The 2632-nt window shown below is 47.7% G+C and carries 2 tRNA genes and 1 rRNA gene; all 3 read right to left on the bottom strand.

The annotated features are described in order from the left end of the window. Positions 1-2179 (bottom strand): 23S ribosomal RNA (locus B9Y84_RS20345); the annotation flags it as partial. Between the two features lie 237 nt (positions 2180-2416). After that, positions 2417-2490, bottom strand: a tRNA-Ala gene (locus tag B9Y84_RS20340). A 45-nt stretch (positions 2491-2535) separates the two neighbouring features. Next, positions 2536-2609: transfer RNA gene (locus tag B9Y84_RS20335), tRNA-Ile, on the bottom strand. Positions 2610-2632: the final 23 nt, after the last annotated feature.

Genomic DNA, 2632 nt, shown 5'->3' with positions numbered 1-2632 from the left:
GACTCCACCATGCCTGGCGACACAGCTTCGAAGTCTCCCACCTATCCTACACATATTTTACCCAATGTCAATGTGAAGCTATAGTAAAGGTTCATGGGGTCTTTTCGTCCCGTTGCGGGTAAGCGGCATCTTCACCGCTACTACAATTTCACCGAGCTCGTGGCCGAGACAGTGCCCAGATCGTTACACCATTCGTGCAGGTCGGAACTTACCCGACAAGGAATTTCGCTACCTTAGGACCGTTATAGTTACGGCCGCCGTTTACTGGGGCTTCAGTTCAACGCTTCGCATTGCTGCTAACGTCCCCCCTTAACCTTCCAGCACCGGGCAGGTGTCAGGCCTTATACTTCATCTTTCGATTTCGCAAAGCCATGTGTTTTTGTTAAACAGTCGCCTGGGCCTCTTCACTGCGGCCTCGTTATCACTAACGAGGCGCCCCTTCTCCCGAAGTTACAGGGCCATTTTGCCTAGTTCCTTAGCCACGGATCACTCGAGCACCTTAGGATTCTCTCCTTGACTACCTGTGTCGGTTTGCGGTACAGGTACCTTATACATATGTTTAGAGGGTTTTCTTGGAAGTCTGATTAGGTCCGCTATCCACGCTGCCGAAGCGTTGTGGTACTATCAGGTTCAGCTAGTCGTGCGGATTTACCTACACAACCATTACCTACACCCTTCAACGTACTATTCCGTCAGTACGCGGGACTTTCACTACTCCGTCACCCCATCACTCTATAAGGTAGTACAGAAATATTAATCTGTTGTCCATCGACTACCCCTCTCGGGTTCGCCTTAGGCCCTGACTAACCCTCAGCTGATTAGCATTGCTGAGGAAACCTTAGTCTATTGGTGTGCTAGTTTCTCACTAGCATTATCGTTACTTATGCCTACATTTGCTTTTCCATCCGCTCCAGCATGGCTGACGCCACACATTCACCGCAAATGGAATGCTCCCCTACCTCTCGTCATTGCTGACAAGACCATAGCTTCGGTTGTATATTTGATGCCCGATCATTATCGATGCTCTGTCGCTCGACCAGTGAGCTGTTACGCACTCTTTAAATGAATGGCTGCTTCCAAGCCAACATCCTGGCTGTCTAAGCAACTGAACCGCCTTAGTTCAACTTAATATACAATTGGGGACCTTAGCTGATGGTCCGGGTTCTTTCCCTCTCGGACAAGGACCTTAGCACCCTTGCCCTCACTCCCGGGATAATTTGATAGCATTCGGAGTTCATCAGGATTTGGTAGGATTTGACTCCCCCTAGTCCTATTGGTAGCTCTACCTCTATCAAACATCTCCCGAGGCTGTTCCTAAAAACATTTCGGGGAGTACGAGCTATTTCCCAGTTTGATTGGCCTTTCACCCCTACCCACAGTTCATCCAAAGACTTTTCAACGTCAACTGGTTCGGGCCTCCATTCCGTGTTACCGGAACTTCACCCTGACCATGGGTAGATCACAAGGTTTCGCGTCTACTTCCCCTGACTATATCGCCCTATTCAGACTCGCTTTCGCTTCGGCTCCCCCCGTCAACGGGGTTAACCTTGCCAAGAAAAGTAACTCGTAGGCTCATTATGCAAAAGGCACGCCGTCACAACACAAAGTTGCTCCGACCGCTTGTAAGCGTATGGTTTCAGGTTCTATTTCACCCCGTTATTCACGGTACTTTTCACCTTTCCTTCACAGTACTTGTTCGCTATCGGTCTCTCAGTAGTATTTAGCCTTACCGGATGGTGCCGGTAGATTCAAACGGGATTTCTCCGGTCCCGCCTTACTCAGGATACTGCTAGGTATATACAACTTTCCTTTACGGGGCTCTCACCCTCTATGGCTCGGTTTCCCAACCGATTCATGTTCATTGTATAAGTCCACGTTGCAGTCCTACAACCCCACACTAGCCTTAACTGATGTGGTTTGGGCTTTTCCGCGTTCGCTCGCCACTACTTGCGGAATCACTATTGTTTTCTCTTCCTCCGGGTACTTAGATGTTTCAGTTCTCCGGGTTAGCCTACCTAATAAATTAGATATAATACATCTTCAATGTACTGGGTTGTCCCATTCGGAAATCTACGGATCAATTTGTATGTGCCAATCCCCGTAGCTTATCGCAGCTTATCACGTCCTTCTTCGCCTCTGAGAGCCAAGGCATCCGCCATACGCCCTTATTTACTTTCTCGTATCTCTTATGTTTACCTTAATTCTACTCTTTCACAACATGTCAATGAACTTGTGCTTCCCCTGAATCCGCTCGATTCTCCTACTCTTTATCCACTAACATTGGCTCGTGTAATTGATAAAGTATGTAAAGGGTAGCCGTGTGATAATCAGCACTCTCGTATCTGATTACCAATATTTTATGTACTCTCTCGAACTTTCTTCGAAAGAAATGATATCTAAACCACTCTGTTAAAAGTGGAGGATATCGGAGTCGAACCGATGACCTCCTGCGTGCAAGGCAGGCGCTCTAGCCAGCTGAGCTAATCCCCCGTGGATAATTAAACAATTACTAATTAATAATTATCAATTGTCTCGTAGTCCCGGGCAGACTCGAACTGCCGACCTCTACATTATCAGTGTAGCGCTCTAACCAGCTGAGCTACGGGACTGGCTTTACTAGTTGATTAATTTC

Origin of the sequence: Marivirga sericea (assembly GCF_900177665.1) — a bacterium.
Taxonomy (GTDB): Bacteria; Bacteroidota; Bacteroidia; order Cytophagales; family Cyclobacteriaceae; genus Marivirga; species Marivirga sericea.
Note: the sequence above shows the minus strand (reverse complement) of the source record. Positions and strands in the feature narration are given on the sequence as shown.